We start from the raw sequence: 12,752 nt of genomic DNA, 5'->3' as shown, positions 1-12,752 counted from the left end.
ACTCGATGATGCGCACCGGTCTCGTCGGTCTGTTGGCTGCTGCCGCCCTGCTGCTCCCGATCGCACCGGCGACCGCCGATCCTGCCGGCGATCTGTTCGGCAGCGCGAGCGGAAGCCTCGATTCGGGCAGCGCGGCGCTCGGCTCGTCCGGTGACAAGGTCACCCACTACGGCAAGTTGGGCCGCAAGGACGCCCCGAACGGCGTCCGCTCCATCAACGTCTGGGTGTACAACCCGAAGAACGCGCGCGAGATCGCGCCGGGCACCTTCCCGAAGAACTCGCGCCTGGGCGTGCGCTGGAACTCGATCATCGAGGCCGGCCCCATCGTCGACGGCGACGAGTGCCGCATGGAGATCCGGCTGTCGGGGCCGAAGGTGCCCAAGGAGGCCGAGCTGTTCAAGACCCGCGACTGCACGGCGGTGAAGTCGTACTCCTTCAAGGGCGCCGGCGATTTCACGATCCGCGTCACCGACACCATCTCCGGGGCGTCGAACAGCATCGCATTCTCGGTGCAGTGACACCAGACGCGGTCTCCGGCGCCCGAAACCGCCACCGAAGTCCGCGTTCTCCCAGGAGCTATCCCGCGGACGCCACGTCGAACGTCACCCCGGTCAGCTTTTCCGACTCCGCCCACAGACGGGCCCGAAACGCCTCGTCGTTCGCGATCTTCTTGTAGCCGCTGCGCCCCGGCGCCCCCTTGAGCCCGAAGAACTGTGTCGGCCCGTAGAACGTGCCGGACCCCAGTCCGGGCATGGTCGCCGCATACAGCTGCGGCCAGGCGCCCGCGGCCGCGGACTGCACCATCGGGGACTTGTTGGCGAGCTTCATCAGGAAGTCCATGACGGTCTCCGTGCGACCCTGCAATTCCGTTGCGGCATAACCGGGATGAGCGACGAACGACTGCTTCGACGACCCGGCCTCGCGCAGCCGCCTGGCCAGCTCGAGCCCGAACATGAGGTTGGCGAGCTTGGAGTCGCCGTAGGCCTGCCAACGGCGGTAGCGGCGCTTCTCCCAGTTGAGGTCGTCGAGTTGCAGGTTGCCGATCTGGTGCACCCCCGACGACACGGTCACCACCCGGTCGGTGATCTTGGGCAGCAGCAGGGCGGTGAGTGCGAAGTGGCCGAGATGGTTGGTGCCGATCTGCATCTCGAATCCGTCTGCGGTGCGTTGCAGGGGCACCGCCATGAGCCCGGCGTTGTTGACGAGAACATCGGCGCCGGTGACGGATTCGGCGAACGTCCGCACCGAGGAGAGGTCGGCGAGGTCTAGTTTCGCAACGGTCGCCCGGGGGCCCAACGTCTTGGCGACGGCATCGGCCTTCGCGGTGTTGCGGCAGGCGAGGATGACGTCGGCGCCCGCCCCGACGAGTGCCTTGGCCGTCTCGGCGCCGAGTCCGCTGTTGGCGCCGGTCACCACGAAGGTGCGTCCCGTCTGATCGGGAATGTTCGCTGACGTCCAACCCATCACAGCCCCCTGGCCACGGATCCTCGAGGCCGCACCCGGTGCCGCGGCCCTCGTGGTCCCACGGTATTGACGCCCGCAGACGACGTCAACGATTCGTCTCAGGTACTGGTTTCGACACGGTCCCCGACCTGCAGATCCGAGTCGGGTGAACGGGTCACCCGCCGAACAACCCCAACCGCAGTGGGTTCACCCCGACGATCCGGCGCGCCGGGCGCAGCAGCTCGGCGATCAGCTTGCCCGACGACCCGAGTCGTTCGACGAGGTCGCGGGGCGCGTAGAACTCGGTCGGCGCCGACCGTCCGCGCACCACGCGGCTGCCCAGCAACTCCCACTCGTCGGCTTCCTCGCCGGCGGCAGCGATCGCCGCGCCGCTCGCGAGGGCGGGCACGCGCCCCGTCTTGGCCATGTCCGACAGCCGCGAGGACTCGTTCACCGGGTCGCCGATGACGGTGTATTCGTAGCGACGCTCGTGGCCGATGTTGCCGGCGAACACCTCGCCGTAGGAGACGCCGATTCCCCAGCGGATGTCCAGGCTCTTGGCGAGGCGGTCGGCGAGATCGCGCGCGGCGGCGAGCGCCTGCCCGGCCGGGTCGTCGATCTCGACCGGCACCCCGAACACCGCGAGCGCGGCATCACCCTCGAACTTGTTGACGAACCCGGAATGCCGGTCGACGACGTCGAAGACGATGGAGAAGAACGCGTTGAGCAGTGCCGCGACGTCGTCGGGGCTGCGGTTCTGGGAAAGTCTCGTCGAGCCGACGATGTCGACGAACAGCACCCCGACCTCGGTGTTGGCGCCGCGCATGCCGACGCCGTCGGAAATGGCGAGATCAGCGACGGTGTCCCCGACGTGGCGGGCGAAGATCTCCCGCATCCGCTCGCGTTCCGCGAGTCCCTTCACCATCTCGTTGAAGCCATGTTGCAGCACCCCGAGCTCCGACGAGTCGTAGACCGGGACGCGAGCGTTGAGGTCGCCGTGCTCCACGCGGTGCACGGCGCGGTGCATCTCGGTGAGCGGATCGGCTATGGCCTGCCCGACCAGGTAGATGACGCGGGCGCCGGCGGCGAGGCCGACGATGGTGAGCACGACGGTGGTCCAGTCGACCGCCCCTGCGACATCGGGCAGCAGGCCCGTGAACCGGCCGGCGTTGACGGTGATCAGACCGATCATCGGCACCGCCGAGCTGACCGCCCACACCGCCATCAGCCGGATGCGCACACCGTGCATCACATGGGTGGCGGGGAAGTCCTCGAGCACGACGATGGCCAACGGACGAGCGGCTCGCTCGACGAACAGATATGTCAGGCAGGCGCTCGACATGCCGGCCAACGTGAACGCCACCGCCACGCCCGCGACGGTGGCGAGGGTGAGGTCGTCGGCGAAGAGGACGTAGAACAGCCCGGCCGCCACCCACGCCGCGACGGTGACCAGCAACTGCATGCCCGGGATGCGCTGGACGGAGCGTCGGCGGGCGTGGTCGGCGGGTTCGCCGCTGACGAACCATTTGAGCTGCGGCCGGAACACCAGCACCCCGAGGGCGACGTTGACGACGATGCCGGTGAGGATCGCCCCGACCACCGCAGGGAAGTTGGGGGCGCCGAGCGTCTCGTCGAAGGTGAGCTGCCCACCGTTGAATGACAGCTGGACCAGCAGAAACGTCTCGAGACCGATGAGCGCGTTGCTCAACACCACCCCGGACACGGCGGTGGCAGTGGCGTGCCGCGCGATCCGCGCCCGCATCTCCGGGCCGACCCGGGCCCAGCCGCGCGGGCTCGGCACCGTCGGGAGGCCCCACAGCAGCCCGGAGGTGCGGCGGCGCAGCCGTGTCCACAACACGCCACCATGACCGTGGCGCCTGCGTTTCATGGGTCTCTCCTGCCTGCGGGCGATATACAGCAGGGTACCGAAGCCTCTGTTACCGAGGGCACAACGAAGGTCCCCTTGTGAGAGGGGATCGAGGCCCGAATGGAACATGTCTCCTGGCCGCTGCCCCGGAGAGTTCAGCGACCCAGGGGTTGCGTCACCACGGGCTGAGGGTCTTCACCAAGAAGGCGACCCCGGAAATCGCAGCGGCGGCCACGGCCCCACCAACGATCGCCGCCGCGGCCACAGGTGCCCCGGCAGTCAGACCGAGACCGATGCCCACCACGCCCAGGTACGAGGCGACGCCCAGGAAACCCGCTGCGATGTTCAGCGTCCCGCTGATCACCCGGCCACTCCCTAGGTCCTGAAAGCCTTCGCCGGTCTGGTTGACGCTTGTCACGAGGCCGAAGACTGCGACTGCACGGCTGGCCACGGCTCGCACGCCTGAACGCCATCCGTCATCGGCGATCACCGTCAGCGCCGTGTTCGCATAGCTGACGATCTGTGCGAACACTCCGGTCTGCGGATTGAGGAAGCGATCCGCGAGGGCGGAAAGGCTGGTCGGGGGGCCAACTCCCGGACCCTGCGGGTCTGAGGGGTTTCCATAGGGAGGGTCGTCGGGCCAGCCGGGAGTGTCGCCCGGCACACCGGTCCCGGCTTCGCCGACTGTGATTCGCGTGGCTAGAACGTGGTAGGTCCAGATCTCGCCAGAACCATCTACGTCGAACCGCTGCGAGGTCTCCACAACGATCGACTTCTCTTCGGCAGGCCGCACGACGGTGACATTGGCACTGGTGAAGGGCTCGGTGGGCTTGGAGATCGCGACCGACTCACCGGGCTGCAGGATCTGGGACCACAGTTCCGGGCTTTCTCCGCCCGAGCCGATGGCGTTGGTCGGTCCGTAGACGAACACGGGGACTGCCCCATTGTTCGTGTATACGTAGTGACCCGCACCTGGCCCGGGGTCTGAGAATCCAGGTGCCAATCCCGGTTGGAGCGGCGCGCTGCCCTCCTGATATACACCGGTCTCGGGGTCGAGAAACTCGATTTTCGCCGGCGACGCGTTGTACTCGGGGAACTCCTCTGCGGTGTCCGGCAACGGCCAGAACATACCGTCGGGATCTCTTAGTGTGAAAAAGTAGTAGGGGTAGAGAGGGTCGTTAACGTCGACGGTCGGCAGCGGCGCCGACGGGTCACCCCCAACCGGATAGGTCGTGTCACCGGCGACTGACAGAGTCGCAAACATGTCCCCCGTCGTCGGTGCAGCGTCGGTCACGAGAAGCGTCGGGCCCGTCGACGACGGGACCGGTTCCGACGAGTCGACATCCGCCCTCCGGTTGTACAGGCCGAAGAGCAGAGAGGCCTGATTCAGAAGGATGAGACCGGCCAGGGAGACGCTCTTCTGAAGCCTGGACAGCAATGAAGTGGGTTGGATGTTCCCGATCGCGGCGACCGCGGCCGACAGGTAGGAGCCCCTGCCAGGCCCGGCGAGGGGATCGTCGGAGACCATTGACTGCGGGGCGTCTAGTGGCTGCACCGAAGGTCGTGCACTGGTAGCGGAGCCGGGAAACGACGCATGCGAGGGACCGGAATCTTCCGAGTTCGATTCGCGGTTCGATTCGCGCGCAGATGCTTCAGAGGACGGGCCGCGGTTGCCCTCGACATGTTCCTCGCGCTCGAGCTCCGTTGCGTGCTGATCTGCGCCATGTGATTGCCCCTGATCCCCCCATTCCGTCGCAGGCGGTTCGGGAGCGTCGCCGTTCGTCTCCGGCGAGTCAGCCTCGAACTCGGCAGGCGGCGCGTACTCGTCGGAACCAGCGCTATCGGCATCGCCGGCATTGTCGGTTCCGGGCAGGTCCGGGACCGCTTCGCCACGCGAGAGTTCGGACGACTCAGATGGGCCGGTACCCGACGACGCAGAACTCCCCGCATCGGACGACGCGGAGGACTCGTTGCCCGCCGAAGACGACCCTTCTTCGTCAGGCGATGAACCGGTCTCAGAGTCGGAGGCGTCCGAGGGCGGGCCGACGCTACTGTACGACGAAGATTCAGAAACGCTCCCACTCGAGGGACTCGACCCGGGGTCAGCCTCATCGTCGGCGTGCGCGGCGGCTACCTGCGCGGAGAGCAAGAGCGCCAAGGCGATACCGAAGGAAGCAGCGAGCCGCCGAGTTGTACTGCAACACTTGCCCGATACATCTGTCATGGCCGGCCACCTCGCTCGGGGCACCCAACTCGGCCATATCGGGCTCAGGAAGTAAGTTGGCCGATTCAGACCATTCTATGAATTGACGCGACTCAACGATGTCCTTCAAAGAATCGAAAGCCAACAATGGTTGGCCGTCGACGTTTCAGCAATCGAACAAGACCGGCACCAACGCGAAGGGACGCGTGGGTGCCGGTCTCGTGTTCCGGCCGCCGATCAAAGGTGTACCGGCGCGGAAGTGCGGAGTCGTCAGGAACTCAGGACTGGAGCACGGCCTCGATCTCGAGCGTGATGGTGATCTTGTCGCCGATGACGACGCCACCACCCTCGAGCGGCATGTCGATGTCGATGCCGAAGTCCTTGCGGTTGATCACGGTGGACGCCTCGAAGCCGGCGACCTGCCCCTGACCCATACCGGGGTTGGTGCCGAGGAACTCCAGGGCGAGGCTGACGGGCTTGGTGACACCCTTGAGCGTGAAGTCGCCCTCGAGGGTGTAGTCGTCCCCGTTTTCGCGGACACTCTTCGACACGAAGGTCGCGGTCGGGAACTTCTCGGCGTCGAAGAAGTCGGCCGAGCGGATGTGGGCGTCACGCTGCTCGTTGCGGGTGTTGATCGAGGTCACGTCGATCTCGGCGCGTACCGACGGGGCACCGTTCTCGTCGACGGTGATGGTGCCGTTGAAGGCGTCGAAGGTACCGCGAACCTTGCTGACCATGAGGTGCTTCACGGCGAAGCCGACGGTGGAGTGGACAGGGTCGATATTCCAGGTACCTGCGGGAATGGGTGCCTTGACGGTGGTTGCTGAGGTCATTCGTGCGTCCTTCCAGACGGGGTCGAGCTGGTGTCGGTTCGCGTGGGCCGTGATTGCCCATCGTCAGATTAAACGGACCGCGGTCCGATTACATTCCCGCTCGCTGAAACCGTCTTGTGATCTCCCTCACCCGCGCCACGGCGTCGCGATCGTCCATCGCAGCGGACGGCAGACGGCGACCCACTGTTCCATAAGTCGACCCAATAAATCGGTAAGTCGGCCACCTGACTTTCATTTCTGCGCAGACTCAAAGGACATTCCGAGAAATCCACCAGGAGGTCAACCAGTCATGCGGAAGAGTTCCGGGGCTCCGCTCGCAGTATTTGTGGGCGCACTGGCGACATCGGCAACGCTCGCCGTCACACCTGCGGCGTCGGCGGGACCCAATGGCGTTCTGGCATTGCCACCCTTGGTGCAGGGTCACAATGTGACGGTCACCCTCGTCAACAACACCGACAATCCGAAGCTGTGCGCAGTCGAGGCGCTCCGGGTCCCGGAAATGCCGGTGCTCGGGGATTCCACGTTCAATCAGAACCCGTCGAATTCCTTCGAGGCCCCGCAGGGCCGGTCCACGCGGACACTCACCCTCGACCAGGGCCGCTACAACGTCTTCTGGGCATGCACGGGGTATGCCAGCCTCGACGACGAGATCAGCGGCGCGGGTTGGACCGTGTGGGGCACCAGACCCCCGGTCCCGATCGTCAACGCGCAGCAGTCGATCAAACAGCAATTCGCCAGCGACCCGCTGCCGGTGAACGTCACCGCACCGAACTGTTTCCTGGGAAGCGTCTGCTGACCCCGATTGCGACCGTCACTCCAGAACCGCTCCGGCGTGACGGGTTCCGGGTAAGGCGGGCGGAGTGCGCCGGAGACCCATACGCCAGAGACCCATACGCCGGAGACGTACGTCGCAGGCCGGATCATCGGTCGTGATCCGAGTTCATCAGAGTCCGAGCGCGTCTCAGCGTGATCCGATGAGAAGGGCTGCCACCATGAACGCGATCACCACCAGGGAGATGGCGGTGCCGAGCAGGATCTGCTTGCGCGTCGACATCGGCGCATAAGGATCCCTGTACTCGTAGCGGTAGATGACCTGCGGCCCGACGCCCCGGCGCGAGGCACCGATGTTCGACGATCCGGTGCCGCGCGATCCGGTGTTCGACGATCCGTTGTTCGACGATCCGATGACGGAAGCGGCATCGCCGGCGGCGGCGCCCGACGCGGAAGTGGCCGCCCTCCGCGAGAGATGGGGGTCATTCATGATGAACAATCATGCCGAATCATTGATGAACAATCCACTCAGACATCTGTCCCAGATTTGGACGAAAACCGTGCACCAGAACATGTCTGAGAACAGACGAAATCATATGGGACGACCGTGCAGAACGGTTGATTCGTCCCAATTCTTTGCTATTTCCACGCGAACACGGGTTGCTCGTATTCGTCGACGCGGGTAGGTCGATCCCGCAACACCACCTCGGCGAACTGGTAGATGACCGCAGCGGTCGGCGCATGCACGAGCGACCCGACGATCGGCAGCTGGATCACCGGGCGCTCCGATTGCGGAATGGTGAGGAAACGTGGCTCGACGCCCAGTTCCGCGAAGGTGACGAAGAACAACTGCGCCACCTCGTCGGGATTCGGGGTCGGTTCCTGGTAGCCCTCCGCCCAGCAGACGATCGGGGTGATGACGAACCCCGAGCGGGTCGGGTAGTCGTCGAGCAGGCCGAGCACCGATTCCGGCCCCAGCTGCACCCCGAGCTCCTCGTCGAGTTCCCGCAACCCGGCGGTGATGTGGTCCTCCCCCGGGTCGAGCCGGCCGCCGGGCAGCGCGAACTGGGCGGCGTGCCGACGCATGCTCGCGGGCCGTTTGCACAGCCAGATGCCCTGGGCACCGTCCTTCTCCGCGACGGCGAGCACCACCGCCGCCTTCGCCGCGCCGTCCACGTCGACGGCGCGTCGGTCAAAGCGGGCCACCCGGTCGGCCGCGACGGCCCGTTCGAGATGAGTCACCGTTCCAGTGGACCACGTCCCCGGTCCACGATGGGAGCACGGCCCGCCGCCACGCCCGAACGGGACGGCCCGACAACCGGCAGGCCTCGGCGCGGCGTAGCGTCGGCCCCATGGACTGGACCTTCGAACGCCTATCCACCGGCCGGTGGGCACCGCCGCTGTCGGCTGGGTTCTTCGCCGACCGCGGTCTGTGCGGGGTGTCCGGCAACGACGGCCTGCTGCGGTTCCACGACGACGTCTCGGGCCCCGCCGCCCAGGAGTTCGTCGACGTCACGTTCGGGGTGCGTGGGGTGCGGGCAGAGGTGTTCGCGTTCGATTGGCGCGCACGGCAATTCGCGCTCACCACCGCGTTCGCCGCGGACGGTGCGGCGGCGGGCGGTCCGACGATCGTCACGCTCGACCCCTTCGACATGATCGCCGAGCCGTGGGGGTTGCCGGCCGACGCCTTCGAGCACGCCGTCGGCCTCGAGGTCGTGGAGAAGCAGCTGCGGCCCGACCTGTTCGAGGCGTGGCGCCGGGCGCAGGACGTGCCGCCGCTGTCCCTGGCGAGTTGCGCCGGGGTGAGCATGCCGGGCTTCTTCGGCGGACACCTCGACGTGGAGAACCTCGAGCTCAACCTCACCGAGGTGTATCTGTCGTTCGTCGCGCAGCTGTGGACGCGGACCTCGGCACCGTAACCGGGCGGCCCGGCTACGACCGCTCACACCCGCACCACGTCGTCGGCCTCGTCCGTGCCGGCGGCCGACGCGGTCGACGCCGACAACATCGCCTGCGAGAGGTGGTAATTGACGACGCTGAGCACGAACAGGCCGACGGCGAGGTTCACCAGCGCGCCGAACCCGTCGAGCGCGAAATCGACGAGCGCGTTGGAAAGCATGAAGATCAGGGCCGCGATCCGCAGGCTGCGCAGCGGCCACACCCCCGCGACGCCACGGCGCCGCGCGATCATCGCCGGCAGGGCCAGCACGAACGTGACGATGCCGGAGACGAACAGAATCCAGCGGCCGATCGCGTTGTCGGCGAACTCCACGTAGATGTCGGTGCGCTCGGCGAGATCCCCGGTGAACACGAAACTCAGGGCACCGATGACCACCGCCAGCCCGGACGCGGCGGTCAGGCCCCACCCGACCCCGGTCACCCAGCGGGGGCTGCGGAAGAAGCCGGGGATCAACCCGACGACCCGGGCCCGCCACATCATCAGACGGTCGGGGGTGTCGCGGCTGGATTCGAGTAGTCCGCGGACGTGGACGACGGTCTGCGGGTCGACACCGTGCCGCTCGGACAGCGCGAGGAGTTCCTCGGCGAGCCGGCGGCGGCGTTCGGGCAGACCGTGCGCGACGCCCTCGGCGGCGATCGCCGCAGCGTTGGCGAGTGCCTCGGCCGCGGTGGGTCGCTTGAGGTCGCGTACGACGCGGCTGATGAGCAACACCAGCACGACGAGCACGTACATGATCTCCGGCGCCGGGCCGTAGAAATAGTCGTTGTCGCGGGTGACGAACTTGCCGACCTCGTCGAGGAACAGACCGAATCCGATGCCGCCCATGACGACCGCCACCACGCGGGTGGTGGCGCCCAGGAACAACCACCCGGTGATCAGCGCCAGCATCATCAGCGCCCCGCCCCACAGGGCGTGTGCGATGTGCAGTTCCCCGTTGCCGATCTGCGGATACCCCGTTGCGGCGAGGTAGGCGCGGGTGACGAGGATGGTGCCGATCGCGAGGATGAGGAACCACTCCACGGCCGCGGTGCCGTGGGCGCTGCGGATGATCACCGAGGTCGTGCGCTCTCTCATGGGGAGAATATTGCCCGCTCGAAGGCGTCCGTACCCCGGCAACAGCGCCATCGGCCGGAAACAGACGACACCGCATCGCGACGGCCCCAGCCCCAGGGCCCTTGTCGCGACGCGGTGTCGTCTCGCGGGATGGTCTCTCCGATCGATCAGCCCTCGAGCCGATCCGGGTCGAGATCCCGGCCGCCGGCCGGGCTGCCGATGCCGCGGATCCCGAAACCGCTGTCCGCCCAGAGGCATTCACCGGTCACGACGCGCGCCGCGTCGGACGCCAGGTAGACGAACGCCTCGGCGTAGTCGGCGGGCTCCGGGATGAAGCCGAGCGGGATGACCTCCTCGGCGCCGGGCAACACCGCATCGAGCGGCTCCTGGCCCAGGCTCGCCAGGCCCTCCATCTTGGTGCGCGCCACGCCGATGGCGACACCGTTGACGCGGACCTTGGGCGCGAACTCGAACGCCAGTCCGCGCACGATGCCCAGGTTGGCGTGCTTGGTGGACACGTAGAGGGTGCCGTCGTCGACCGCGCGGTAGCTGGCGATGGAACAAGAGAAGATCATGTTGCCGCCGGTGCGCAGCAGCGCGGGCAGTGCCGCGCGGGCACCGAGCAGGTAGCCCTTCACGTTGATCGCGTAGATCTCGTCGATGGCCGCCTCGAGCTTGTCGAGTGGAACCTCTGCGAGGGAGAGGTTGCCCGCGCCGACGCCGGCGTTGCCGACGAACACGTCCAGCTTGCCGAACGCGTCGAGCGCGTCGGCGACGGCGCGCTGGTTGTCGGCGAGGCTCTCCACCGAGCCCAGCGAGGTGACCACCTTGTCGCCGAAGGTCTCCGCCACCTCGCGCAGGCGTTCCTCGTCGCGGTCGAGCACGGCGACCTTTGCACCCGCCTCGACGTAACCCTCGACGACCGCACGCCCGATCCCGCCGGCACCGCCGGTGACGAGTGCGACCTTTCCGTCCAGTGTTGCCATGTGGTTACTCCTCTCAGGCACTGACCGCGCCTCCGTTGATGTCGATGACCGCGCCGGTGGTGAACGCCCCCTGCTCGGAGGCCAGGAACGGCACCACCGCGGCGATCTCGGCGGGCCGGCCGAGACGTCTGACCGCGATGCCCGAGGCGATCGACTCCTCGGTGACGCCGGAGGCGTCGAAGTACTCGCCGAGGTGCTCGGTCTTGATCGTGCCGGGGTTGACCACATTTGCGGTGACACCCAGAGCGGCGACCTCCGCGGCCAGTTGCTTGGTGAACCCGACCAGACCGGACTTGGCCGCCACGTACCCGATCGCGTTGCCCAGTTGGGGCGCCGTGGCGACGACGGAACCGATGTTGATGATCCGTCCCCACTTCCGCTCGATCATCTGGGGAAGGACGGCCTGGCAGAGCAGGAACGGCACGGTGAGGTTGAGATGGAGCTGTTGGTTCCACTCGTCCTCCGTCGACGTCCGCGTGTCGACGACGTCGGTGAACCCACCGGCGTTGTTCACCAGGATGTCGACCTTCGGCGCCGCGGCGAGCAGCGCGGTCCGTCCCGCCTCGGTGGTGAGGTCTGCCGCGCATCCGTGGACGCGCCCCGGCGCGACCTCCTCCAGGCGCCGGCGCAGATCCTCGAACTGGCCGGGATCCCGGCCGCCGACGACGACCGAGGCGCCGTGTTCCAGCAGGGCGGTCGCGATGGCGAAACCGATGCCGCGACGGGCACCGGTCACCAGCGCGACGCGCCCGGTGAGATCAGTTGTCGCCACCACGACGCACGCGCCCGCCCGGCTTGCCGATACCGCGGATCGACAGGCCGCTGTCTACGGAGACCATGGTGCCGGTCATCGCAGCCGTACCGACCCGCGACGCCAGCAGGGTGAAGACCTCGTTGTATGCGTCGACACCCGAAACCTCCTGCAGCGGAAGGGCTTCACGGGTGCCGTCGAGGACCGAGTCGGCAGCCGACTGGCCCAGCGAGCCGGTGCCCTTCAATCGGGTCGGCGCGACACCCGGTGCGACGCCGTTGACCCGGACGTCCGGTGCGAGCTCGTAGGCGAGCTGCTTGACCAGCCCGAGTACCGCGTGCTTCGACGCGGTGTACAGCGCCCCGCCGCCGCCCGCGTTCGCGCTGGCGTACGAACCGGTCAGGATGATGTTGCCGCGCGATGCGATCAACTCGTCGAGGCAGGCCCGCACACCCAGCATCGGTGCCAGCACGTTCACGCCGAACAGCTCGCCGAACGCCGCGCCCAGACGGTCTCCGGGAATGTCCTCGAGCGGCCGGGCGGCATCGGTGATGCCGGCGTTGCCGACGAAGACGTCGATCTTGCCCCAGGCGTCCTTGGCCGCGGTGGCGGCTGCCAGGTTGCCCTCCCAGGTGCTCACGTCGGCGACCAGCGGGATGACCGAGTCACCGAACTCGTCACGCAGGGTCTCGACGGCGGACGAGATGTCCACGGCGACGACCTTCGCCCCCTCGCTCACGTAGCGCGACACCACCGCCCTACCGATTCCCGCACCGGCGCCGGTGAACACGATGACCTGATCGCTCAGAGCACTCATTTCTGCCTCTCTCACACTTGATCTCTCTGACCGGGGAACGGGCCGCTCCATACCGGAGCGGCCCGTCG

General features: G+C 67.3%; 13 protein-coding genes. 3 read left to right on the top strand and 10 right to left on the bottom strand.

Annotated features, from left to right (window positions below):
- The first annotated feature begins 5 nt into the window (after positions 1-5).
- Positions 6-518, top strand: coding sequence for a hypothetical protein (locus ABFT43_RS03870; RefSeq protein ID WP_347959048.1), 513 nt, complete (start codon positions 6-8; stop codon positions 516-518).
- 58 nt (positions 519-576) lie between these two features.
- Here ABFT43_RS03870 and ABFT43_RS03865 read toward each other — a convergent pair whose 3' ends face one another.
- From ABFT43_RS03865 to ABFT43_RS03850, 4 genes are all read right to left on the bottom strand, one after another.
- Positions 577-1,467 (bottom strand): oxidoreductase, encoded by an 891-nt coding sequence (locus tag ABFT43_RS03865; RefSeq protein WP_347959047.1) that lies wholly within the window; start codon positions 1,465-1,467, stop codon positions 577-579.
- A gap of 151 nt (positions 1,468-1,618) precedes the next feature.
- Positions 1,619-3,331: an adenylate/guanylate cyclase domain-containing protein gene (locus ABFT43_RS03860; RefSeq protein ID WP_347959046.1), complete on the bottom strand. Its 1,713-nt coding sequence runs from the start codon at positions 3,329-3,331 to the stop codon at positions 1,619-1,621.
- A gap of 154 nt (positions 3,332-3,485) precedes the next feature.
- Positions 3,486-5,534, bottom strand: a complete 2,049-nt coding sequence (locus tag ABFT43_RS03855) for an ICP22 family protein (protein ID WP_347959045.1) — start codon at positions 5,532-5,534, stop codon at positions 3,486-3,488.
- A gap of 257 nt (positions 5,535-5,791) precedes the next feature.
- Positions 5,792-6,346, bottom strand: coding sequence for a YceI family protein (locus ABFT43_RS03850; protein WP_347959044.1), 555 nt, complete (start codon positions 6,344-6,346; stop codon positions 5,792-5,794).
- A gap of 427 nt (positions 6,347-6,773) precedes the next feature.
- On the opposite strand from ABFT43_RS03850, the gene ABFT43_RS03845 reads away from it, so the two are divergent.
- A complete protein-coding gene (locus ABFT43_RS03845) occupies positions 6,774-7,142 on the top strand; it encodes a hypothetical protein (protein ID WP_347959043.1) in 369 nt (122 codons plus the stop codon).
- Between the two features lie 165 nt (positions 7,143-7,307).
- Here the strand turns inward: ABFT43_RS03845 and ABFT43_RS03840 are convergent, their stop codons facing one another.
- Positions 7,308-7,607 carry a hypothetical protein gene (locus ABFT43_RS03840; RefSeq protein ID WP_347959042.1) on the bottom strand — a complete coding sequence of 100 codons (300 nt, stop codon included), beginning with the start codon at positions 7,605-7,607 and terminating at the stop codon, positions 7,308-7,310.
- Between the two features lie 149 nt (positions 7,608-7,756).
- Complete coding sequence (locus ABFT43_RS03835) at positions 7,757-8,359, bottom strand: NUDIX hydrolase (RefSeq protein ID WP_347959041.1); 603 nt, start codon at positions 8,357-8,359, stop codon at positions 7,757-7,759.
- Positions 8,360-8,469: 110 nt separating this feature from the next.
- On the opposite strand from ABFT43_RS03835, the gene ABFT43_RS03830 reads away from it, so the two are divergent.
- Positions 8,470-9,036 carry a hypothetical protein gene (locus ABFT43_RS03830; protein ID WP_347959040.1) on the top strand — a complete coding sequence of 189 codons (567 nt, stop codon included), beginning with the start codon at positions 8,470-8,472 and terminating at the stop codon, positions 9,034-9,036.
- Positions 9,037-9,059: 23 nt separating this feature from the next.
- Here the strand turns inward: ABFT43_RS03830 and ABFT43_RS03825 are convergent, their stop codons facing one another.
- The 4 genes from ABFT43_RS03825 to ABFT43_RS03810 form a co-directional block, all read right to left on the bottom strand.
- Positions 9,060-10,130 (bottom strand): hypothetical protein, encoded by a 1,071-nt coding sequence (locus ABFT43_RS03825; RefSeq protein ID WP_347959266.1) that lies wholly within the window; start codon positions 10,128-10,130, stop codon positions 9,060-9,062.
- Between the two features lie 167 nt (positions 10,131-10,297).
- Positions 10,298-11,116 (bottom strand): SDR family oxidoreductase, encoded by an 819-nt coding sequence (locus ABFT43_RS03820; protein WP_347959039.1) that lies wholly within the window; start codon positions 11,114-11,116, stop codon positions 10,298-10,300.
- 13 nt (positions 11,117-11,129) lie between these two features.
- Entirely contained in the window at positions 11,130-11,888 is a 759-nt protein-coding gene (locus ABFT43_RS03815; RefSeq protein WP_347959038.1) for an SDR family NAD(P)-dependent oxidoreductase, read from the bottom strand.
- Positions 11,875-12,684, bottom strand: a complete 810-nt coding sequence (locus ABFT43_RS03810) for an SDR family NAD(P)-dependent oxidoreductase (RefSeq protein WP_347959037.1) — start codon at positions 12,682-12,684, stop codon at positions 11,875-11,877. Before ABFT43_RS03810 ends, ABFT43_RS03815 begins: the two co-directional genes overlap by 14 nt.
- Between the last annotated feature and the right edge of the window lie 68 nt (positions 12,685-12,752).

Source organism: Gordonia aurantiaca (genome assembly GCF_039939235.1).
Classification (GTDB): Bacteria; Actinomycetota; Actinomycetes; order Mycobacteriales; family Mycobacteriaceae; genus Gordonia.
The sequence above is the reverse complement of the archived record's forward strand: the minus strand, read 5'-3'. Positions and strand labels throughout refer to the sequence as shown.

Excerpts from the sequence above, each read along its gene's own strand:
- ABFT43_RS03870 (WP_347959048.1), top strand. The coding sequence starts at position 6 with ATGATGCGCACCGGTCTCGTCGGTCTGTTGGCTGCTGCCGCCCTGCTG.
- ABFT43_RS03860 (WP_347959046.1), bottom strand. The coding sequence starts at position 3,331 with ATGAAACGCAGGCGCCACGGTCATGGTGGCGTGTTGTGGACACGGCTG.
- ABFT43_RS03855 (WP_347959045.1), bottom strand. The coding sequence starts at position 5,534 with ATGACAGATGTATCGGGCAAGTGTTGCAGTACAACTCGGCGGCTCGCT.
- ABFT43_RS03850 (WP_347959044.1), bottom strand. The coding sequence starts at position 6,346 with ATGACCTCAGCAACCACCGTCAAGGCACCCATTCCCGCAGGTACCTGG.
- ABFT43_RS03840 (WP_347959042.1), bottom strand. The coding sequence starts at position 7,607 with ATGAATGACCCCCATCTCTCGCGGAGGGCGGCCACTTCCGCGTCGGGC.
- ABFT43_RS03830 (WP_347959040.1), top strand. The coding sequence starts at position 8,470 with ATGGACTGGACCTTCGAACGCCTATCCACCGGCCGGTGGGCACCGCCG.
- ABFT43_RS03820 (WP_347959039.1), bottom strand. The coding sequence starts at position 11,116 with ATGGCAACACTGGACGGAAAGGTCGCACTCGTCACCGGCGGTGCCGGC.
- ABFT43_RS03810 (WP_347959037.1), bottom strand. The coding sequence starts at position 12,684 with ATGAGTGCTCTGAGCGATCAGGTCATCGTGTTCACCGGCGCCGGTGCG.